The organism is Phyllobacterium calauticae, from assembly GCF_019991125.1.
GTDB classification, from domain to species: Bacteria; Pseudomonadota; Alphaproteobacteria; order Rhizobiales; family Rhizobiaceae; genus Phyllobacterium; species Phyllobacterium calauticae.
In genome coordinates this window covers 608,112-628,717 of record NZ_JAGENB010000002.1, presented here as the reverse complement: position 1 = coordinate 628,717, position 20,606 = coordinate 608,112, and the positions used below count along the sequence as shown (strand labels likewise).

Below are 20,606 nucleotides of genomic sequence, written 5' to 3'. Positions count from 1 at the left end.
GGAATGGAGCAATTCTAATCGGTCCGTGAGAAAATATCAGGCAAAATATGCGGAATGTCAGGCCTGACGTTCCGGAACATGCACGACAAGGCCGTCCAGTTCATCGGAAACGCGAATCTGGCAGGACAGGCGCGAGCTCGGACGCACGTCATAGGCGAAGTCCAGCATGTCTTCTTCCATGGCTTCCGGCTCTCCGGCCGCGTCCTTCCATGCACTGTCGACATAGACATGGCAGGTCGCGCAGGCGCAGGCACCGCCGCATTCCGCGTCGATGCCCGGCACGGCGTTGCGGATGGCACTTTCCATCACGGTCGAGCCGTTCTCGGCTTCCGTCTCAATCCGGACGCCATCGAAAGTGACAAACGTGATCTTTGCCATGAAAAAAGCCCCAAGCAGAAAAGTTACCGCTGAGATAGGGATTTGGGCAGGGAAGTCAATTGCACTCCCTGACGCAGCCTGGGGGGCCTCGCCCCCGGGACTGAGGCCCTAGCGCGTGATCGCCGCTATATAATCACGCACATCGTCGATTTCGGGATGAAGTTCGCTCAACAGCTTCGTGTTGCCGGGCGACTGTTCAATCGATTCGGCCAGATCGGCCACACGGAAGGCACCGACGGCGCGCGCCGAACCCTTGAGCGATTTGGCGAGACGAACCCGTTCATCCGCATTCGCCTGGCTCAGCCGGTTGACGATTCCGGAGATCTGCCGGGAGAACAGGCTGAGGATTTCGGTCTCGAGTGCCCGGTTGCCGAATGTCTCGCGGGTAAGATGCACAAGATCGATCGGCCGTTTGCGCGATGGTTTGGACGTTTCGCCGCCCGGCAGCGCAAAAGCCATTGACGCTTGTTGTGGCAGTGCCATGATACTCTCCTGAACTCAGACTCAAATGAATGCACAAGTTTAATCAAATGCCGGATATTCTGGGTTAAAGCGTGGCCGCTACCCCCCGAATTGGCCCGATGTGGTGAACGAAGGGTTAATTCAGGCATTCCGGCAAAATTTGGTTCGGGCCAAAAAAATTAACCTTGTGTTTAAACTTTTAAGCATTTCCCGAATCCATTGTTTCTTTCCAATCCATGTGCCAGTACGATAGACTTAAGGCGTAAAGAGTATGGCGCAGTCGGCTCCACATGTGGTCACTGCCCAATATTGCGAGGTAAACATGGCCACAGCCCCGAAGAACAAAGCAGCGAAAGCCGAGGATGAACTTGGTGAAGCTCTTGAAAAGGCTCTAGAAATTGATTTCGATGAGTCGACACTCGGCATGGATATGGATCTTTCGCCAGTCGATGACGATCTGATCTCTTTCAACGATCTCGAAGCGCAGATTTCCCAGGCAGCGCAGGAACTGGCAGCGGAAAAACACAATCCGCCCGTCGTTCCGGAACCTGTAAAGCCCGTGGAAATCAAGGAAAGCCTTGCTGCGGAGAACACGATTCCGCTGCCGGCGCCCAAGCCGCAGATCCAGGCTGCCAACCCGATTCCCGCTGCTCCGCCCGCGCCGCCAAAGGCGCCCGCCGTGCCGCCGCAGACATTCAAGCCGGCAAATGACGATTTGCTGCAGAATACCCAAACGACCCGTTCGCCGGTTTCAAACCAGGCGCCGCGTTCCTATGGACTGGTCACCGCAATCGTCAGCGTGCTCTGGGCCGCCGGCGTTCTTGCGCTTGGTCAGGCGCTCTACGGCTCGTCCCTGTGGTCGATTCGGTCCTTCGCCGATTTTGCCGCTGCGCCCTATGCGATTGCCCTCGCCGTCGCGATCATCGTTCCGATCATGCTGTTCTGGGCCTTTGCCCTGATGGTGCGCCGCGCGCAGGAAATGCAGTATGCCGCCCGCTCCATGGCCGAAGCCGCCATGCGTCTTTCCGAGCCGGAAATGCTCTCGTCCGACCGCGTGGCCTCGCTGGGCCAGGCCGTTCGCCGTGAAGTCGCCGCGATGAGTGAAGGTGTCGAACGCACCCTCGCCCGTGCCGTTGAGCTGGAAACGCTTGTTCAGACCGAGGTCAACCAGCTGGAACGCGTCTATACCGACAACGAACACCGCATCCGCACGCTGGTCGACCGTCTTGGCGGCGAACGCGAATCGGTCATCGGCCATGCCGAACGGGTTCGCGCGTCGATCTCCAGCGCACATGAACAGCTGAAGGATGAACTGTCCCTGGCTGGCGATTCGCTGCGTGACAATCTGCTCAACGCTTCGACCAACCTGACCATGTCGATCAACCAGTCCGGCGATACGCTCATCGATCGCCTGACCCAGAGCGGGCACACGATTGCCGAATCGATCGGCTCGCGCTCCGACGACATCTCGGCCAAGATCACCACTTCGGGCGAAGCCTTTGCAAATCTTCTGGAAATGCGGATTGCAGCGCTCTCCGAACAGACCGATTCGGTGACGATGAAGCTGGCCGATACGCTGGATGGCCGCACCAACAGCATGCTGTCGCTGCTGGGCAACGCCACCCAGACCCTGGTCGGTGAATTCGATACGCGTCTCGCCGGGCTCGACACGACAATCAACGAGCGCGGCCGGTCCCTGCTCGCTGAATTCGAAACCCGCGCCCAGTCGCTGGATGCCAGCACCGAACGCCTGAATTCAGCACTGGAAGCCCGTGCGCGCCAGATCAATGAACAGTTGATCGAACGTACCCGCGACATCGCCAAGACCTTCACTGACGGCCGCGCTTCGATTGACGGTATCGTCGACGAAACGAAGGCGAAGATCGGCAACGACCTGTCGAGCCTTTCCGAATCGGTTGGAAGCCTGCTGTCTACCAATACGACGCTCTTTGCCGACAGGCTGGCCGAAAGCCGCGAAGCCCTCGCTGCAACCCTTTCCGGCGAAACAGAACGGGCTGCCTCGATCATTCGCGATCAGGCCGGACAGCTTGGCGACCATACGTCGACCCTGCGCTCCGTTCTCGAAACCAGCACGGCAGCCATCGGCCAGATCATCGACGGTCACACCGCATCGCTCGATGACCGCACCTCCGGTCTGCGTGCGGCACTGGCTGACAATGATGCCCGCATCGGCGCGACGCTCGATTCCCATGCCAAGGCCATCGAGGACCGCACGTCGGGCATGCATGCTGCATTCTCCGACACGGATGAAAAGATCCGCCAGACCCTGGACGAACATGTGCGCAGCATCGATGCCCGCAGTACCGGTGTTGAAGCCGCGATCCTGGCTGGCGATGCCCGCATCGGCCAGACGCTCGAAGCCCATGCCAAGATCATGGACGACCGTACATCCGGTATGCGCGCCGCCTTTGTCGACACGCATGCCAAGATTGCCCAGACTCTGGACCATCATGCCAAGAGCCTCGACGAGCGCAATCAGGACATCCAGCTGGCTCTGGCTGGCAGCGATGCCAAGCTCGACGAGACGCTGGCTGCCCACACGCAGGCCATCGACGCCCGCAACGCGGAAATCCAGTCGACCCTGCTCAACAGCGGTGCGCGCATCGACGGCACGCTCAGCGGCTTCATTGAATCCGTTGATGGCCGTACAAGCCGCATTGAAAGCGCCCTGACCAGCAGTGACGAGCGCATCAGCAATGTCCTGGCATCGCATGCCAGCGCCATTGAGGACCGCACCGCCGGTATCGAACAGGCGCTCGCCAACAGCGATACACGCATCGGCAACACGCTTTCTTCCCATGCCTCGGCATTGGATGAGCGCACGGCGGCCATCCAGGCGGCGCTTGAAAACACCCATGCGCAAATCGGCCAGACCCTGGCCGGTCATGCTTCGATCATCGACGAACGCACTGCCGGCATCCGCTCTGTTCTCGACAGCAGCAATGCCCAGATCGGCAATGTGCTCACCTCGCATGTCACAGCCATCGACGAACGTGCCGCCGGAATCCGGGCAACGCTCAACGACAGCAACGCCCAGTTCGGCGATACGCTTGCCTCGCATGTCAATGCGATTGACGAACGGGCAGCCGCGATCTCGGCAGCGCTTTCGAACAGCAGTGCGCGCATCGATGACACGCTCGCCTCGCATGTCGGCGCCATTGACGAGCGGGCTGCGACGATCACATCGACGCTTGCCAACAGCACCGCCAAGATCGGCAGCACACTTGCCTCGCACGTCAACACGCTCGATGAGCGCGCGGCAGCCATCCAGGCAACGCTTGCCAACAGCAATGCCGGTATCAGCGATACGCTTGCCGCCCATGTCGGCACGATCGACGAGCGGGCCGCAGCCATCGCGGCAAGCCTCGCCGACAGCGATGCCCGCATTGGTGAAACCCTCAACAGCCATGCCAGCGTGCTCGACGACCGTATCAGCGGTATTCGCGCGGCGATGGAACATGGCAATACGACGCTCAGCCAGACCCTTGACGGCCAGGCTAGCGCCATCAGCGATCGTACCGTTGCCCTGCAGGCCGTTCTGCACGACAGCGCCGAAGTGCTCGCCAAGGCCTTCGAAACCCATGGCGGCACCATCGACGAACGCACGACGACCATGCAGAGCGCGCTCGCCATGGGTGTCGACAATGTCCGCAAGTCGCTTGAACAGAGCGCCTCGGTCGTTGCCCGCACCCTGCGCGACAAGATCACCGAAGCCGCTTCCACCCTCACCGGTGAAGCACAGAAGGCCGGTGAAGCACTCGACGGCCACGGCGAGGCATTCAGCCAGCGCATGAACGAAAGCCTGGCTGAAACCGAGAAGCGTCTTGGTCAGCGGGCAACGGAAGCCGCCGCCAATCTGGAAGCACTGGAAGCACGCTTCACCGCGGCCACGGATTCCACCGCCTCCAAGCTGGCCGAAAGCACCCGCGAACTCAACGAAGTGCTGGCAGCCCGCTCGCAGGAAATCATCAGCATCCTCGACAACACGGCGCAGCCGCTCGTCGAGAGCCTTGCTGACAATGGCCGTACGCTCGCTTCGCAGCTTGTCGAAGCCACCACGGCGGCGACAGAACGCCTGCGCGTGGAAAATGCGGCCCTGATCAATGCCATCGCCAGCCGCACCGCGGAAACCATCACCGCTGTCCAGGAAGCCAAGGCAGGCCTGACCGACGACGTCAGCAACCTGATCGACCGCCTCTCCTCTTCCAATGCGAAGCTGGGCGAACTGATCGACATGGCCACCAAGAACCTTGGCGACATCGACGGCCGCCTGCTCGACACGACAACCACCTTTGCTGAAAATGCAACGCGGGCTGCCGAGTCCTTCCAGTCTTCGACACGCCTGATCGACGGCAATATCGGCAAGCTCTCGCAGCTGTCGAACACGACACTCGTCGACATTGCCTCCATCGCCAAGCGTTTCGACGAGCATGGCAAGATGCTGGGTGCTGCATCGGAACTGATCAACTCGTCGCAGTCGAACCTCGCTTCGACCTTCGACGAACGTCAGGCCGCCCTGCAGAATCTGGCAACCGGTCTGGTGGAGAAATCCGAGCACATCGAAAAGACCATGCGGTCGTTCGAATCCCTCGTCTCCTCCGCCTTCGACCGGGCCGAAGGCCGTGCCACGCAGACAACCGAACAGATCCGCAATTCGATCGCGGAAGTTGTCGAACAGGCATCGCAGAAGTTCGCCAATGCGACGGACGAAATCCGCCGCTCCTCGGCTGCCATCCGTGCGGAACTCGAAGAGACCCGCTCCGAACTGCAGCGCGGCGTCATGGACATGCCGGAAGAAGCCAAGCAGTCGACCGCGCAGATGCGCAAGGCTGTTTCCGAGCAGATCAATGCGCTGAAGGAGCTGTCGGAAATCGTACAGAAGTCCGGACGCCTGACCGACGTCGGCGAAGCCCGGGCAGCCCGCGCCCCTGCTCCTGCCCGTACGGCAGCAGCTGTTGCACAGGCCCCGCAGCCGCAGCGCAGCGAACCGGTTGCAGCACCACGCGCCGTTGCTGCGGCACCCGCTGCCCCGGCCCCGGCCATGCGCGGCAGCCTCGACGTGCGCGGCAACCCGGAACAGCCCAAGCAGGGCAATGGCTGGGTTTCCGACCTGCTCCGTCGTGCATCCAGTGATGAAGCTCCGGCCGAGCCAAAGGCAAAGGCGCCTGAGGCACGCTCGCCCGGTCAGGTGGTTGAATCGCTGAACTCGCTTTCGGTCGATATCACGCGCGCCATCGACCACGAGGCTTCGGTTGAACTGTGGCAGCGTTACCGCGCCGGTGAACGCAATGTGTTCACCCGTCGCCTGTACACGCTGAAGGGTCAGCAGACGTTTGACGAGATCAAGCGCAAGTACCAGGCAGACAGCGAATTCCGCCGTGCCGTCGACCGCTACATGGATGACTTCGAACGCCTGCTGGAAGACGTTGCCCGCAACGATCGCGACAATGTCCTGACCCAGAACTACCTGACGTCGGATACCGGCAAGGTCTACACCATGCTGGCCCATGCGAGTAACCGCCTGCGCTAAGGCGGTGTCCTGTCAGAACTGAAAAACGCGGCCACTGGCCGCGTTTTTTGTTGCCTGCGCATCAGCGCCGGAGACAGGCCAGCAGCGAATGGAATATCTCCCGTTGCAGGCCGGCGGCTCCGGCGCTATATTCGCCGCGTCGGAAAAGGCAGACTTGGTTTGGTAAGCCCAAGTCCTTTCGGAAACGGAAGCTCTGTCCCTGCCTCGTGCATGTGTTCCCCTCGACGAACAGCCAACGCTGTCCAAGCGTTTCTTGTTCGTCCGTGTGGTTCGCAGAACGATGAACCGCTCCGGTCGAACGACCACAAAGGAGTAGTTCATGCCCGATTTTCCCAGGATTTATGATGTTGTGATCGCCGGTGCAGGCCCTGTCGGCCTGTTTCTTGCCTGCGAGCTGCGCCTCGCCGGCCTCTCGGTCCTGGTGCTGGAGCAAGCCGAAAACCCGCACTCCCCCCTGAAAGGGCTGCCGTTCGGCATGCGCGGCCTTTCCGCCCCCACCGTCGAAGCCTTCTACCGCCGTGGCCTGCTGGGTGACATCTCGGCCCAGCAAAAAGAACCATCGGATGGCAACAGGACACCGGCTGCCGCGCACTGGGTGCAACAGCCGCGCCGCCCTGGCGGCCATTTCGCCGGCATCCAGTTTTTCCAGGACAATATCGACACCTCAAAATGGCCCTATCGCCTGCCCGGCCCAGCCGCCGCCAACCTGGCCACCACCCTGCAACAGGTGGAATCCGTCCTGGCCGCCCGGGCTGACGCGATGGGCGTCGAGATCAGGCGCGGCCTCGGCGTGGAAGGTTTCAACCAGTCGGATGATGGCGTGACCGTTCATGCCGGCGGTACCGCCTTTCACGGACGCTGGCTCGTCGGCTGCGACGGCGGGCGCAGCACCGTGCGCAAGGCTGGCGGTTTTACGTTCACCGGCACGGATCCCGAATTCACCGGCTATTCCGTTGAGGTCGAGATGGCTGATCCGGACGTGCTTGCCCCCGGCCGTCACTATACGCCGACTGGCATGTACACCTACCAGAAGCCCGGAACCATCGCGATGGTCGATTTCGACGGCGGCGTTTACCACCGGACCCGGCCGATCACGCTCGACCACGTGCAGGCGGTGCTGCGCCGCGTCTCCAGCACCGGCATCACGGTGACGGCGCTCACGCTTGCCACCACGTGGACGGATCGCGCCTGTCAGGCCACCGCCTACCGCCATGGACGGGTGCTGCTCGCCGGTGACGCCGCGCACATCCATTCCCCGCTCGGCGGACAGGGGTTGAATCTCGGGCTTGGCGACGCGATGAACCTGGGATGGAAGCTTGCATCAACAATCCGCGGCACCGCGCCGTCCGGCCTGCTCGACAGTTATGAGAGAGAACGGCATCCGGTCGGAGCGCAGGTGCTTGACTGGTCGCGCGCCCAGGTCGCGCTCATGCGGCCGAGCCGCAGTTCCCGTGCGCTCGAAGCCATCATCCGCGATCTCATCGACACGCGCGATGGTGCAACCTACTTCGCTGAACGCGTCTGGGGCGTGTCGCTCCGCTACGATCTTGGCGGCAGCCACCCGCTGGTCGGCCGCAGTGCGCCCGACTTCGAGCTGGCCGACGGAACGTTCCTTGGCGGGCATCTTGGAAGCGGGAAAGGCCTCCTCCTGGACTTTGACGCCACTGCACCGCTTCAGGCACTGGCACGCCGCTGGGGCGGCCGGATCGGCTATCTCGCACGGGATGCCGGAAACCGGCTTGGCCTGCGTGCCGCGCTTGTACGTCCGGATGGCATCGTCGCCTGGGCCGGCGAGACCGCTTCCGATCTGGGGGGCCTTGCGCAGACCGCGGCGCAATGGTTCGGCGAGCCTGAATAGGTAGGTGAACGATACATGGTGCGTGGTTCGACAAGCTCACCATGAGGGAAGTGGTTTGGTTGCAAAGCCAGTCACTGGCGTTGCAGAACATGACTCCCTGCCGAACATCTCGCTATGGGCGGCTGAGAAGCCACTTGCGCAGTCCTTCTGGGGGAAGGTTGGAGCCTTCCATCTAACTCGCTACGGGTTGGGAGGCCGCGCGTGCAGAACAGCTATTCATAGCTGGGGTGAGAATGGAACAGGTCATTATATTGACCAGCGGCGGCAGCGGCTGCGAATTTCCAGAAGGCGGAAAAATATGGCTAGCTTCTCACAGGGTTTGTCAGGATTTTTACGGCAAACATGCCGAATATGCCAGCAACCACCCAATTCTGCAGGCGTATCATGGCGGGGCGCCTGACAATCCAATTTTTCCAGGCTGACGCGAAGAGGCAGATCAAAATCAATACAGCCAATGAGAAAACATTTATGATCGTGGCGAGGACAAGACTTTGAGCAAGAATTGATCCTGCTGGGTCAATGAATTGCGGAAAGAACGATATAAAGAACACGATCGCTTTTGGATTGGTCAAGTTCGTCAACACGCCTTGGAAGAAAATCCATTTGTAGCTTGTTTCAGCCGGAGTTGGATCATCGCGAAAAATCTCGTCTGACCCGATCATTCGCCATGCGAGATAGAGCAGATAGGCTGCGCCAAGATACTTCACGAGAATATATACTTCCGGAAGAACAGCCAGCAAACCGGTAAGGCCCATCGCGGCCACGACAGCTTGCAAATAAAGTCCGAGTGTTGATCCAGCAGCGGACACAAGACCTGCCGTTCGACCGGATCGTATTGATCGGCTCATACACAAAAGCATGTCTGGTCCAGGCGTGAACGCAAGAGCAATGGATGTCATGACAAAGAGCAACATTTCAACATTACCGCTATCTTAAAAAAGATAGATCATATCGCCAGACCATGGGGTCTTACAAGAAGGCGGATAGGCCTTAAGCATCCACGGCGCCTTTTCAGGCGATCTCCAGTTCCCGGCCCTTGCCGAACATCTCGCGGTAGGCGGTGGGTGTTGTCGCCAGTTGCTGGCGAAAATGATGCCGCAGGGTGGCAGCCGTGCCGAACCCGGTGGTCTCGGCGATGATCTCAACAGAAAGTGAGGATTGCTCGAGCAGTTCCCGTGCCTTGGCCAGCCGTTCCGACAGCAGCCACTTGGCCGGCGTCGTGCCTGTAGCGGCCTCGAAGCGGCGCAGAAAGGTGCGCGGGCTCATACCCGCCGCCTTGGCCAGTGTTGCAATGGAAAAATCCTGCCTGAGCTCGGTGCGCATCCGCTCGAGCAGCGGTGACAGCCGTATCCCTTCATGCGGGGGCGGCACGGCCCGTTCGACGAACTGCGCCTGCCCGCCTTCACGGTGCGGCGCCACCACAAGCCGGCGCGCCACCTTGTTGGCGGCTTCGGTGCCAAAATCCCGGCGGATCAGATGCAGGCAGAGGTCAATGCCCGCCGCGCTCCCGGCAGAGGTCAGCACACTGCCTTCATCCACGTAAAGCACGTTGGGCTCAACCGCGACGTCAGGGTAGCGCTCTGCCAGAAGATCGGCATAGCGCCAATGCGTCGTCGCCCTGCGGCCGGACAACAGACCGGCGGCGGCCAGAACAAACACGCCGGAGCAAATGGACAGAATGCGCGCACCATTGGCATGCGCCCGCCGAAGGGCCTGTGCCAAAGCGTCCGGCACTGCATGCTCTACACCCCGCCAGCCCGGCATGATGATGGTTCCGGCCTGTTCGAACAGGTCAAGCCCGCCATCGGCAAGAATACGCACGCCGCCCGTAGCGCGCAGCTCGCCCACCTCGATACTGGCGACGGCAAATTTGTACCAGTCATCGCCCATTTCCGGGCGCGGCAGTCCGAACATTTCGACGACCAGGCCGAACTCGAACGTGCAGAGCCCGTCATAGGCAACGGCGACAACCAGCGGATTCTCAAGGCGTGGGGCAAGGGATGTGTTTGACATGATATCGACGATATATGGCAATCTTGCCAACTACCAGTGCCTTGTTGCTTGCCTTACGAATTGGGCAGCAACACAGGAGAACCCCATGAGCTACGTTACCGAAACCCCTGCCGCCGCACCACAGATTGCCATCGAGCATTTTTCCCGGCGTCTCGCGCTTGAGACCGATTGTGCCGATGTGGCCGCATCGCTGAAGGCGGGCGAACAGGATTTTGTACTCCTGCACGTGGTGGGAACACCGGCGGCCTATGAACGCCGTCACGTGCCGGGAGCCATTCATCTGCCGCATCGCGAGATCACCGCCGAGCGCATGGCCGCATGGCCTGACGATACGCTGTTCGTCGCCTATTGCGCCGGCCCCCACTGCAATGGAGCCGATCAGGCGGCGCTGAAACTCGCAAGACTGGGACGTCCGGTGAAAATCATGATCGGCGGCATTACCGGCTGGGCCGACGAGGAACTCCCCTTCGCCACCGGTCCGGCAGCGGGCGAACTCAAAAAGGTTGCCTGAGTTTCTGGTTTAGATAACCGACAGCGTCCAGGTGACGATATCGCCTGCGGCGCTGTCAAACGCATGGTTCAGCGCGGTGACATAGGCGGCATTGCCCTGGCCGCTGACCGGCGATGTCGAGCGGAACACGCGCGTTGCGCGCACGGTGCCGTTCTTGTCATTGAGGATCTTGATGGCGATTTCGACGACGGCCGTTTCCTTGCCTGAGGCATCGATATCGAACGTGCGGATATTGCTGATCACCTGATAATCGATGGCAAGGCCTTCGCCGGGACGGCCGACACCGCCGAAGCGGCCCGAGCTCTCGAAGGCCTGCACAAGCCGCGTCTGCACGATGTTCGGCAGGCGGTCGGACCACTGTGCGCCCTTCAGGAACGAAATGGCGTTCGGTCCGGAGCGGACAACGACATTCTCGCCGTCAAGCGCTTTGAGGGCCGATGGCGCGGCGATCAGGATCTGGCGGCTGCCATGTTTTCTGGATGAAGTGTCGGACAGCGACGGGCCGGACAGATCGAATGTATCAAGCTTCTTGGTTCCGGCGCAGGCGGAAACGGACAAAGCCATCAGCAGAGCGGCAATTGTCGTTCTTGAATTCACCAATGGTATCATCCCTGTCACGCAAAGCTTCACGATTCATTAACCTTCATGCGATGCAGCATCGTCAAAGTCAACGGCGCGTGCGGCCGTCATACTCCGGCACATTGCCGCTGCCGCCGAAAATCACCCGCTGCGGATTCTTCTCTAGATCGCTGATCGCACGCTCGATGCGCTGGACCGACTGGCGGCTCTCGGTGACGAGCGCCTGCACGTCGCGCAAGCCCTGTCCGGAGAAGCGGTTGAGGTTGTCCGTGATCGGGCCGAGCTTGGTGTTCAGATTGTCGGCAACCGCACGATAGGATTTGAGCGTGTTCCGCGCTTCAGCCACGACGCTGCCATCCCCGTCGGACACCAGATTGTCGACCTTGGCCAGGACGCCATCGACCCGGGCGGAAGCGGCATTCAGGCGCGTCATCATTTCGCGCGCCTCGCGCACCACCGACTGCACGTCTTCGGCGCTCTGGCTGAACTTGTCGATCACATCGGAGTTCTTGGCCAGCGCATCGGTGAACTTCTTCGTGTTGTTGACCGTATCGACAAGCGGCCCCTTCACTTCGGTAATGAAGCTTTCAATCGAGCTCATCGCCGTGTTGACGCGTTCGAGAATGTCCTGCGCCTTCTGCAGAAGGTTGTTGACCACCGACGGATCGGCATCGATACGCGCGACGGCGCCATCCTTGTCGGCTTCTTCAAGCAGATTGGGCTCATAGACCTTGCCGCCCTTGAGTTCCACGAAGGCCAGGCCGGTCAGGCCGGTAAAGCCAAGCGTGGCCTGGGTCGAGCGGGTGATCGGTGTCGTGCTGTCAATTTCCGCGGTGGCGATCACCGCGTCAGGATTGGTCTTGTCGATATTCAGGCGCCGCACGGTGCCAACCTTGATGCCGTTGAACAGCACCTGGCTGCCCTCGGCCAGGCCGGTGACGGAGCCGGCGATACGGATTTCCAGCGTCGTCATTTCCTGCCTGTCGCCATAACGGGCGATCCAATACACGAAGACGAAAGCCGCGACGCAAACCGCAAGCGTGAAAATCCCGACCAGAACGTAGTTGGCTTTGGTCTCCATCGATTATTCCACCTAACCCTGTTCCTTCAGCAACGGCCCGGATTGCCGGGCGCTTTGCACACGATCGGACTTTCGCCTGCTGCTGCCGTTCGGCACGATCTGGCGCGCGCGCTTGCCATGAAAATATTCCTGAACCCACGGGTCATCAAACGTCAGCATGTCGTCGATGGTTCCTTCCACAAGAACCCTTTTCTTACCCAATACCGCGATTCGGTCGCAAACGGCGAACAGGCTGTCGAGATCATGCGTGACCATATAGACCGTCAAACCCATGGTATCGCGCAGATTTGCGATCAGTTCATCGAAATCCGCGGCACCGATGGGATCGAGCCCCGATGTCGGCTCATCGAGAAAGACGATGTCCGGGTCGAGTGACAAAGCGCGGGCCAGCGCCGCACGCTTGATCATGCCGCCGGACAGTTCCGACGGAAATTTCTCCGCCGTATCCGGTTTCAATCCGACCAGATCGATCTTGAGGCGCGCCAGTTCGTCCATCAGGCTGTGCGGAATGTCGAGATATTCACGCATCGGCACCTGAATGTTCTCCAGAACCGTCAGCGACGAGAACAACGCACCGTGCTGGAACAGGACGCCCATGCGCATGTCGACGCTGAGTTTTTCCTGTTCCGTCGCACGATCGATGTCATGGCCGAAAATGCTGATATTGCCGTGCTGTTTCTGATTGAGACCGAGGATCGTCCGCATGAGGACGGACTTGCCCGTCCCCGATGCGCCGACAAATCCGAGTATCTCGCCGCGATAGACATCGAGATTCAGATGCTCCAGCACCGATGAACGGCCGAAGGACACGCTGACATCCTTGACCGAAAGGATGATATCGCTGGGCTCCTGCTCTCTGCTCTGGCCGTTGTCTGTCGAATTCATTCGCCTCGGGCGTCCCTGGATCTGAAAATCAGTACATAAAGCTCTGCGGGCCTTGTTGCCATCCATGCCGCATAGAAATGGCGTCCCATGACAGCAGAAGCACTTGAATTGTTTGCTCTATCGGTCAACATCCCTCACACATATCGAGTCTCGGACTTGATGTCACTGTAGCAATTAGAGCCTTTCCTGCTTAAATAGAACCCGTTCTGTTTCGCGGATGGCGAGACAATCCACGCGGAAGGTAGCAAGGCCGATGTTTATCCATCGGACGAAGCTGCCTGACAAAGTGGTTGGCCGCCAGTCCGAAACCCGAAGGGCCGGGTGATTTTGGTCCAATCCCATCAGGCTTCGGCTTCGCCCGATGGATAAACATCGGTCTCGCCAAACCCCTCGATCTTGAACCAAATTCCCTCCGGCAGAACGATTCTATTTAAGCAGGAAAGGCTCTAAGGCGCACATAATGACTGTTAATATGGAGATTACCGTTGAACGCTGGCCCATTGCCGGAACGTTTACAATCTCGCGGGGTTCCAAGACGGAAGCAGCCGTGGTGGTTTGCACCCTGCGCGACGGACTGCACACGGGGCGCGGCGAATGCGTTCCCTATGCCCGCTATGGCGAAAGTCTCGATTCCGTCTGTGCCGAAATCGAAAAACTGCGCAGCGTGCTCGCCGCAGGGGCCAACCGGCAGGATTTGCCCGGTTTGATCGGCGCCGGCGCGGCCCGCAATGCCGTCGATTGCGCGCTCTGGGATCTCGAAGCCAAACGGGCCGGCCGGCGCGTTGCCGATATCATCGGCTTGTCACCGCTCAAAGCCCTCACCACGGCCGTGACCGTTTCCTTCGGCGATGCGCAGACCATGGCTGCCTCGGCCCGTGCCCTGTCCGACCGCCCGGTGATCAAGGTCAAGGTGGGCGGCGAGGATGACGAAGATCGCATTCGGGCCGTAGCGGAAGCTGCGCCCGACAGCCGCATCATTCTCGACGCCAATGAGGGCTGGACCGACCGGAATATCGTCCGGCACATGCTGGCCGCCGCAAAGGCCGGGGTCGTGCTCATCGAGCAGCCGCTTCCAGCTGGCAAGGACGGCATTCTCTCGACAATCCCCCACCCCGTCCCCCTATGTGCCGACGAGAGCGCCCACGGTACGGACGATCTGCACACCCTTCTTGGCCGCTACGACAGCATCAACATCAAGCTCGACAAGACGGGCGGGCTGACCGAGGCCCTGCGCATGCAGAAACGGGCGCGCGAACTCGGGTTCGGCATCATGGTCGGCTGCATGGTGGGCACGTCCCTGGCCATGGCGCCTGCCATCCTCGTCGCGCAGGACGCCGACTTCGTCGATCTTGACGGCCCGCTGATCCTGAAGGACGACCGCCAACCCGGCCTCGTCTTTGAAGGCAGCCGCGTCTCGCCGCCGCAATCGGAGCTTTGGGGCTAGCGCTCGCGCTGCTCCAATCGAAGCGAAACATTGGCCAGGACAAGCCCGACCGCCGCCAGCGCCACCATGGCATAGAAACCATAGATGCCGGTGGCGCTGTAGAGCGGTCCGGAGACCATGGTGACGATGGCCAGCGACGTGCCGATGAAGAAGGTGGATATGCCCTGCGCCGTTCCACCCTTCTCCTCGGGAATGGTCATGGCGATCATTTTCTGCATGCCGAGGAAAGACAGGGCGAAGGAGAAGGCATGCAGGCTCTGCACGACGAAAAAGCCAGCCACGCCGAGACCGGCGGGCACGATCAGCGGGAAGATGGTCCAGCGGAATATGGCGACGGCTGAGCCGATCATCAGCACCCTGGCCGGATGCAGGCGTCCGAAAACCCGGCGAAAGCAGGTGAACATGATCACCTCGGCCACCACGGCGATGGACCAGAGCGCCCCGATCACCGTCTCTTCAATGCCGATGGACTTCCAGTAGATGGCCGAAAAACTGTAGCCATAGGCGTGGCTTGCCTGCGTGATCCCCGTGGCGATCAGGAAGGTCACGAAGGCCGGGCGGCGCAGCGCCCTGCCCGCATCTGCCATGTCGATATCCGACAGCGGCGACAGGCGGCGCGGCTTGCCGATGCGCGGCACCACGAAACTCATGCCGCATGCGGCTACCAGCGCACCCAGCAGCACCGTCGGGATGATCCATTCACCCGTATGCTGGATCAGCACGCCGCCGGCAAAGGAGGCCAGCAGGAATGCGATGGACCCCCAGACGCGCATCCTGGCAAAATCCGCCCCGTAGCGGCGCACGCCTGAAAGCGCAATCGTATCGGCCAGCGGAACCTGCGATGTCCACGGTGCGGCTAGCACCAGCGACACGACGAGGATGCCGAAGAAATTGAACGGCAGAAAGTAGAAAGCCGCGACGATCACCGCCAGAATGGTGGCAATGGTCAGGATATGCGCACGGTCGCTGGACTGGTCGGCCAGAATGGAAACCAGCGGCGCGGCGATGACGCGCACGAACAGCGGCATGGACAGGACGATGGATATTTCCGTCGGCGACAGCGAACGGAATTCCAGCCACAGGGGAAAATAGGGCAGATGCAGGCCGCTTGAGATGAAAATCGCGAAATAGGCCAGAGACAGCCGAAACTCGAAACGAGACGGTTTTTCGTGAAAAGTGTCCGCAGTGGCGGCTGTCATGGAGGGACTTTCGGAGGATCGAGGAACGGCGCACGAATATATGAATAGCCGTATTCCGAAATATCACGATTTGGCCCAACTGCCTAGAAACGCTGAAGGTTTTTCCAGCTCAATTATCATAAACGCAGAAAATATAGATTAGCCGGCGGACGCAATCCGCGCCGCGTTCGCTTCGTGGCCGAGCTGCGGCTTGGCACCGGCAATCGCCGTGAGAATATCCTCGAATATATCGGCGCAGGCTTCCCAGCTGAATCCCTGCAGGGTGGCATCGGGATCGACGCGCCCCATGGCAAGTGCGCCCAGCGCAGCCTCCTGCAGGTCGGTTGACAGAACGCCTGCGCCCGTCGCGCCGATGACGTCCTTCGGGCCGGCCACCGGATAGGCCGCCACCGGAAGCCCGCAGGCAATCGCTTCCAGCAGCACCAGGCCGAACGTGTCGGTGCGGCTGGGAAAAACAAAGACATCGGCACCCGCATAGTGGCGGGCGAGTTCCTCGCCCTCCTTCTTGCCGGCGAACACGGCGTCGGGGAATTTGCGCTTCAGCTCATCCATATCCGGCCCGTCGCCGACGACAAGTTTTGTTCCCGGCAGATCAAGCGCCAGAAAGGCTTCAAGATTCTTTTCCGGCGCAACGCGGCCGACGCAGAGAAAGACGGGATGCGCGAGGCCGAGATCGACATCCGCCTGCGGGCGGAACAGATCGCGGTCGACACCGCGCGTCCACACGCGCAACGTGTCGAAGCCGCGCTCGGTCAGTTCCTCGTAGATGGACTGTGTCGGGACAAGGCAGGTCTCGGCAGCATTGTGGAACCGGCGCAGAAAGCCGTAGGTCCAGGCCAGTGGAATGGGCAGACGCTCACGCAGATATTCGGGAAAACGCGTATGAAAGCTGGTGGTGAAGCGCCACTTGTTTTTCAGGCAGGCACGCCGCGCCATGATGCCGAGCGGGCCTTCCGTGGCGATATGCACGAAGGCGGGCTGCAGCGCCTCGATCCGGGCTTTCACCGCCGCAGGATAGGTCAGTGCCAGCCGGATTTCCGGATAGGTCGGACATGGCGCCGATGGATAGTCCGCGGGTGAGATGATCGTCACCTCGACGCCCCGCGCCTCCATCTGCTCGCGCAATTGGGTCAGGGTGCGCACCACGCCATTGACCTGCGGATGCCAGGCATCGGAGACGATGACCAGCCTCTTCATCGGATCGATCTCGGCAGGAGAAGCCATTCAGGCTGCATTCGCCGCCTTGGGACGCTTGTCCTCGAGTTTGACGACAGGCGCAAAGCCGGCCTTCTCTCCGATCAGATGCGTCCAGGAGATGAGTTCCATCTTGCCGTCATGATGCTCGACAATGGCGGTGCAGCTTTCAACCCAGTCGCCGGTGTTGATGTATTCGATGCCGTCGATTTCTTCGATGGTGGCGTGGTGGATATGGCCGCAGATGACGCCGTCGGCGCCGATGCGCCGGGCCTCGTCGGAAACGACGGTCTGGAAGGAACCGATGAAGTTGACGGCCTTCTTCACCCGGAATTTCGCCCAGGCGGAGAATGACCAGTAGCGCAGCCCGAGCATGCGCCGCACCTTGTTCATGATGGTGTTGATGGCCAACGCCGCATCATAGGCCCAGTCGCCGAGATAGGCGATGTGGCGGGCATTGCGCACGACGACGTCGAACTGGTCGCCATGGATCACGAGGAATTTACGGCCGTCAGCGGTTTCGTGCATCGTGCGGTCCATGACCTCGATACCGCCGAAATGCGTGCCCTGGAAATCGCGCAGGAATTCATCGTGGTTGCCGGCGATGTAGAGGATGCGCGCGCCCTTGCGGCTCTTGCGCAGGAGTTTCTGCACGATGTCGTTGTGCTCCTGCGGCCAGTGCCAGCTGCGGCGCAGACGCCATCCATCGACGATATCGCCGACCAGATAGATCGTATCCGCATCGTGATACTTCAGAAAGTCCAGAAGGAAGGTCGCCTTGGCGCCTTTGGAACCAAGATGCACATCGGACAAAAAGAGCGTGCGAAACTTACGTGTCTCTGGCTCAACCATGAGGCTGATCTCCGTTCAGCGCCGGTACGCATCGGTACCTCTGGTCTGACAGAAACCTGATTCATGTCACAGTCTTATGACGCCGCTAAAAAGTCTATGGTTTCCTGCGATAAACACTTGTAACAAAATGGACTTCATTTATGGCTCTTCGTGTCATTTATGCATGCTAAAAAGATTGAATCGCAAATCCCAAGTTGCGACCAGCCAATTTCCGGAGGATATTATCCATGGCCAAGGACAATTCGCCCAACCAGTCCGACCTCGAAGAAAGCGCCCTGTTTTACCACCGCTTTCCTCAGCCGGGTAAACTGGAAATCCAGGCGACGAAGCCGCTTGGAAATCAGCGCGACCTTGCCCTTGCCTATTCCCCCGGTGTGGCGGCGCCCTGCCTTGCCATTCATGCAAATCCTGCTACAGCCGCCGATTATACCAGCCGCGCCAATCTCGTCGCCGTCATCTCCAACGGCACTGCCGTCCTTGGTCTTGGCAATATCGGCCCCCTCGCCTCCAAGCCGGTGATGGAAGGCAAGGCGGTTCTCTTCAAGAAATTCGCCGACATCGACGTCTTCGACATCGAGATCGACGCGCAGGAGATCAACAAGATCGTCGATGTCGTTGCCGCGCTCGAACCCACTTTTGGCGGCATCAACCTTGAGGACATCAAGGCGCCGGAATGCTTTGACGTGGAGGAAATCCTCCGTGCCAGGATGAACATTCCGGTGTTCCACGACGACCAGCACGGCACGGCGATCATCGTCGCCGCAGCCATCCTCAACGGCATGGAGTTGGCCGGCAAGGATCTGTCCAAGGTCAAGATCGTGGCGTCCGGCGCCGGTGCGGCAGCGCTCGCCTGCCTCAACCTCCTGGTCAAGCTCGGCGCCAACCGCAAGAACATCTGGGTCTGCGATCTCGACGGCGTCGTCTATGACGGCCGCAACACCCTGATGGACCGCTGGAAATCCGTCTATGCCCAGAAGACTGACGCACGCGTGCTGGCCGATGTCATCGGCGGTGCCGACGTGTTCCTCGGCCTGTCAGCGGCAGGTGTCCTGAAGCCGGAACTTTTGAAACAGATGGCGCCGAACCCGCTGATCATGGCGCTCGCCAATCCCAATCCCGAGATCATGCCTGAAGAGGCGCGCGCGGCACGCCCCGACGCCATGATCTGCACTGGACGGTCCGATTTCCCCAACCAGGTCAACAACGTCCTCTGCTTCCCCTATATTTTCCGCGGCGCGCTGGATTGCGGCGCACGGGCGATCAATGAGGAAATGAAGATGGCGGCGGTCAAGGCCATCGCGGCGCTTGCCCGCGAGGAGCCATCGGATGTGGCGGCCCGCGCCTATTCCGGCGAAACACCGACCTTCGGCCCCAATTATCTCATTCCTTCGCCGTTCGATCCGCGCCTGATCCTGCGCATCGCGCCGGCAGTGGCCAAGGCGGCCATGGAAACCGGCGTTGCCGACCGCCCCATCGAGGATTTCGAGGTCTATCTCGACAAGCTGAACCGCTTTGTCTTCCGCTCCGGCCTGATCATGAAGCCGATCTTCACCGCAGCGCGGACTGCCGAGAAGAAACGGGTGATCTATTCCGACGGCGAAGACGAGCGGGTTCTGCGCGCGGCACAGGTGGTGCTCGAGGAAGGCACGGCGATCCCGACGCTTATCGGCCGCCCGCAGGTCATCGAGACGCGTCTCAAGCGCTACGGCCTGAAGATCAAGCTCGGCACCGATTTCGACATCATCAACCCGGAAGACGATCCGCGCTACCGCGACTATGTCGACCTTTTGGTGAACCTGACCGGCCGGCGCGGCACCACGCCGGAAGTGGCACGCACCATGGTCCGCGCCAGCGGCACGGTGATTGCAGCGCTGGCCATCATGCGCGGCGAAGCCGATGCCATGATCTGCGGTCTGGAAGGCCGTTTCGAGCGCCATCTGCGCAATGTCGACCAGATTATCGGCAAGCTCGAAGGCATCCGCAATTTTTCCGCACTCAGCCTGCTGATTTCACAGCGCGGCGTGCTGTTCCTGACCGATACCTATGTCAGCATCGATCCGACAGCCGAAGAGATTGCGGAAAAGACGGTTCTGGCCGCCAACGAAATCCGCCGCTTCGGCATCGAGCCCAAGGCAGCCCTGCTTTCGCATTCCAACTTCGGTTCACGCGATTCCGAAAGTGCCGCCAAGATGCGCGCCGCTTCGGAAATCCTGCGCTCCAAGGCACCGGATCTGGAGCAGGATGGCGAAATGCATGGCGATTCCGCCCTGTCGGAAATCCTGCGTGAGCGTGTGCTGCCGCATTCCCGTTTGAGCGGCGAAGCCAACCTTCTGGTCTTCCCCAATCTCGACGCGGCCAACATCACGCTCAACGTCGTCAAGACGGTCACCGATGCACTGCATGTCGGGCCCATTCTGCTCGGCGCCGCCAAGCCTGTGCATATTCTGACGCCGTCGGTGACATCGCGCGGTATCGTCAACATGACGGCTCTGGCAGTGGTTGAGGCGTCACAGCGCCTGGAATAGCGCGCTGCCGTCTTATTGCTGCCGCACGTTCATGGATGGTTCAGGCGCAGTCAGCCAGGTAGGCTGCGCGTGAT

General features: G+C 60.6%; 15 protein-coding genes. 5 read left to right on the top strand and 10 right to left on the bottom strand.

The features are described from left to right. Nucleotides 1-57: 57 nt before the first annotated feature. Both J1W56_RS08935 and J1W56_RS08930 read right to left on the bottom strand, forming a co-directional pair. Nucleotides 58-378 (bottom strand): 2Fe-2S iron-sulfur cluster-binding protein, encoded by a 321-nt coding sequence (locus tag J1W56_RS08935; RefSeq protein WP_223612939.1) that lies wholly within the window; start codon nucleotides 376-378, stop codon nucleotides 58-60. A gap of 108 nt (nucleotides 379-486) precedes the next feature. After that, the gene (locus J1W56_RS08930; protein WP_223612938.1) at nucleotides 487-861 is read right to left on the bottom strand and encodes an Hpt domain-containing protein; all 375 of its coding nucleotides are present in this window, start codon (nucleotides 859-861) and stop codon (nucleotides 487-489) included. 301 nt (nucleotides 862-1,162) lie between these two features. Here J1W56_RS08930 and J1W56_RS08925 point away from each other — a divergent pair, with 301 nt between their 5' ends. Next, nucleotides 1,163-6,391 (top strand): apolipoprotein A-IV repeat region-like domain-containing protein, encoded by a 5,229-nt coding sequence (locus J1W56_RS08925; protein ID WP_223612937.1) that lies wholly within the window; start codon nucleotides 1,163-1,165, stop codon nucleotides 6,389-6,391. Nucleotides 6,392-6,710: 319 nt separating this feature from the next. Next, nucleotides 6,711-8,249 carry an FAD-dependent monooxygenase gene (locus tag J1W56_RS08920; RefSeq protein WP_223612936.1) on the top strand — a complete coding sequence of 513 codons (1,539 nt, stop codon included), beginning with the start codon at nucleotides 6,711-6,713 and terminating at the stop codon, nucleotides 8,247-8,249. A gap of 302 nt (nucleotides 8,250-8,551) precedes the next feature. Here the strand turns inward: J1W56_RS08920 and J1W56_RS08915 are convergent, their stop codons facing one another. Then, complete coding sequence (locus tag J1W56_RS08915; protein ID WP_223612935.1) at nucleotides 8,552-9,163, bottom strand: LysE family translocator; 612 nt, start codon at nucleotides 9,161-9,163, stop codon at nucleotides 8,552-8,554. Between the two features lie 97 nt (nucleotides 9,164-9,260). After that, nucleotides 9,261-10,262: a transcriptional regulator FtrA gene (gene ftrA, locus J1W56_RS08910; protein ID WP_223612934.1), complete on the bottom strand. Its 1,002-nt coding sequence runs from the start codon at nucleotides 10,260-10,262 to the stop codon at nucleotides 9,261-9,263. A gap of 85 nt (nucleotides 10,263-10,347) precedes the next feature. On the opposite strand from ftrA, the gene J1W56_RS08905 reads away from it, so the two are divergent. Beyond that, nucleotides 10,348-10,773 (top strand): rhodanese-like domain-containing protein, encoded by a 426-nt coding sequence (locus tag J1W56_RS08905; RefSeq protein WP_223612933.1) that lies wholly within the window; start codon nucleotides 10,348-10,350, stop codon nucleotides 10,771-10,773. A 9-nt stretch (nucleotides 10,774-10,782) separates the two neighbouring features. Here J1W56_RS08905 and J1W56_RS08900 read toward each other — a convergent pair whose 3' ends face one another. From J1W56_RS08900 to J1W56_RS08890, 3 genes are all read right to left on the bottom strand, one after another. Continuing rightward, on the bottom strand, nucleotides 10,783-11,337 hold the full coding sequence (locus J1W56_RS08900; protein WP_374042692.1) for an ABC-type transport auxiliary lipoprotein family protein: 555 nt from the start codon (nucleotides 11,335-11,337) through the stop codon (nucleotides 10,783-10,785). 103 nt (nucleotides 11,338-11,440) lie between these two features. Further along, nucleotides 11,441-12,433: an MlaD family protein gene (locus tag J1W56_RS08895; protein WP_105732406.1), complete on the bottom strand. Its 993-nt coding sequence runs from the start codon at nucleotides 12,431-12,433 to the stop codon at nucleotides 11,441-11,443. Between the two features lie 12 nt (nucleotides 12,434-12,445). Then, complete coding sequence (locus tag J1W56_RS08890; protein ID WP_223612931.1) at nucleotides 12,446-13,318, bottom strand: ABC transporter ATP-binding protein; 873 nt, start codon at nucleotides 13,316-13,318, stop codon at nucleotides 12,446-12,448. 460 nt (nucleotides 13,319-13,778) lie between these two features. Here J1W56_RS08890 and dgcA point away from each other — a divergent pair, with 460 nt between their 5' ends. Continuing rightward, complete coding sequence (gene dgcA, locus J1W56_RS08885; protein WP_223612930.1) at nucleotides 13,779-14,762, top strand: N-acetyl-D-Glu racemase DgcA; 984 nt, start codon at nucleotides 13,779-13,781, stop codon at nucleotides 14,760-14,762. On the opposite strand, the gene J1W56_RS08880 is transcribed toward dgcA, so the two are convergent. From J1W56_RS08880 to J1W56_RS08870, 3 genes are all read right to left on the bottom strand, one after another. Then, nucleotides 14,759-15,961 carry an MFS transporter gene (locus J1W56_RS08880; RefSeq protein WP_223612929.1) on the bottom strand — a complete coding sequence of 401 codons (1,203 nt, stop codon included), beginning with the start codon at nucleotides 15,959-15,961 and terminating at the stop codon, nucleotides 14,759-14,761. The two genes, dgcA and J1W56_RS08880, sit on opposite strands and share 4 nt — an antisense overlap. Nucleotides 15,962-16,099: 138 nt before the next feature. After that, nucleotides 16,100-17,158 carry a glycosyltransferase family 4 protein gene (locus tag J1W56_RS08875; RefSeq protein WP_223613477.1) on the bottom strand — a complete coding sequence of 353 codons (1,059 nt, stop codon included), beginning with the start codon at nucleotides 17,156-17,158 and terminating at the stop codon, nucleotides 16,100-16,102. Nucleotides 17,159-17,185: 27 nt separating this feature from the next. After that, nucleotides 17,186-18,007 (bottom strand): UDP-2,3-diacylglucosamine diphosphatase, encoded by an 822-nt coding sequence (locus J1W56_RS08870; protein ID WP_223612928.1) that lies wholly within the window; start codon nucleotides 18,005-18,007, stop codon nucleotides 17,186-17,188. Between the two features lie 227 nt (nucleotides 18,008-18,234). Between J1W56_RS08870 and J1W56_RS08865 the strand changes: the two genes are divergently transcribed. Continuing rightward, nucleotides 18,235-20,532: an NADP-dependent malic enzyme gene (locus tag J1W56_RS08865; RefSeq protein WP_223612927.1), complete on the top strand. Its 2,298-nt coding sequence runs from the start codon at nucleotides 18,235-18,237 to the stop codon at nucleotides 20,530-20,532. Nucleotides 20,533-20,606 lie beyond the last annotated feature (74 nt).

Coding starts and splice junctions, on each gene's coding strand:
- J1W56_RS08935 (WP_223612939.1), bottom strand. CDS start 378: ATGGCAAAGATCACGTTTGTCACTTTCGATGGCGTCCGGATTGAGACG.
- J1W56_RS08930 (WP_223612938.1), bottom strand. CDS start 861: ATGGCACTGCCACAACAAGCGTCAATGGCTTTTGCGCTGCCGGGCGGC.
- J1W56_RS08925 (WP_223612937.1), top strand. CDS start 1,163: ATGGCCACAGCCCCGAAGAACAAAGCAGCGAAAGCCGAGGATGAACTT.
- J1W56_RS08920 (WP_223612936.1), top strand. CDS start 6,711: ATGCCCGATTTTCCCAGGATTTATGATGTTGTGATCGCCGGTGCAGGC.
- J1W56_RS08915 (WP_223612935.1), bottom strand. CDS start 9,163: ATGTTGCTCTTTGTCATGACATCCATTGCTCTTGCGTTCACGCCTGGA.
- ftrA (WP_223612934.1), bottom strand. CDS start 10,262: ATGTCAAACACATCCCTTGCCCCACGCCTTGAGAATCCGCTGGTTGTC.
- J1W56_RS08905 (WP_223612933.1), top strand. CDS start 10,348: ATGAGCTACGTTACCGAAACCCCTGCCGCCGCACCACAGATTGCCATC.
- J1W56_RS08900 (WP_374042692.1), bottom strand. CDS start 11,337: ATGGCTTTGTCCGTTTCCGCCTGCGCCGGAACCAAGAAGCTTGATACA.
- J1W56_RS08895 (WP_105732406.1), bottom strand. CDS start 12,433: ATGGAGACCAAAGCCAACTACGTTCTGGTCGGGATTTTCACGCTTGCG.
- J1W56_RS08890 (WP_223612931.1), bottom strand. CDS start 13,318: ATGAATTCGACAGACAACGGCCAGAGCAGAGAGCAGGAGCCCAGCGAT.
- dgcA (WP_223612930.1), top strand. CDS start 13,779: ATGACTGTTAATATGGAGATTACCGTTGAACGCTGGCCCATTGCCGGA.
- J1W56_RS08880 (WP_223612929.1), bottom strand. CDS start 15,961: ATGACAGCCGCCACTGCGGACACTTTTCACGAAAAACCGTCTCGTTTC.
- J1W56_RS08875 (WP_223613477.1), bottom strand. CDS start 17,158: ATGAAGAGGCTGGTCATCGTCTCCGATGCCTGGCATCCGCAGGTCAAT.
- J1W56_RS08870 (WP_223612928.1), bottom strand. CDS start 18,007: ATGGTTGAGCCAGAGACACGTAAGTTTCGCACGCTCTTTTTGTCCGAT.
- J1W56_RS08865 (WP_223612927.1), top strand. CDS start 18,235: ATGGCCAAGGACAATTCGCCCAACCAGTCCGACCTCGAAGAAAGCGCC.